Genomic DNA, 502 nt, shown 5'->3' on the forward strand with positions numbered 1-502 from the left:
AGCAAGGCATTTCCATGCGCATAACCGCTGAGATCACCTGTTTCTCCTAAAACTCCAGCCAAGCTGGTTACATTTACACCTTGGATAGCAAGCATCTTCTTAGCATAAGGAATACGCTCCAAGATATGATGAAGTTCAAATTCAACCTGCTCCAGCTGACGATTTGCCAAGTCATATTCTTCAAGTAAGTGGCCTAAATGCAGTTTGTATGCACACAAAGCCTGAGTAGCGCCTACGCTACGTTCAGCGAGTGAGATAAGTTGTTCAGCTCGCCGCAAACCCGCATGACGCTTAACGTATTGCTTCCAACCGGCGATAACTTGCTCTGTTGTTAACCGACTAATTTCCTTCGGAAGAGGAAACAACCTTAATGTGGCAATGGCACTGGTGCAGGTGAGAATTTTGAAGACATGCCGAAGTTCTGGGAACACAATGTCTACCCAACGATGAATCTGGTTAACGGCGCTGTTAAGTCTTTTGGTGACTGTGTCCCGGTTGGCCA

The 502-nt window shown here is 46.4% G+C and carries 1 pseudogene; it reads right to left on the reverse strand.

The annotated features are described in order from the left end of the window. Window positions 1-502 (reverse strand): annotated as a pseudogene (locus tag AC1TPB_RS25075) (IS110 family RNA-guided transposase); the annotation flags it as partial.

It is taken from the genome of Paenibacillus sp. Y951, from assembly GCF_056786395.1.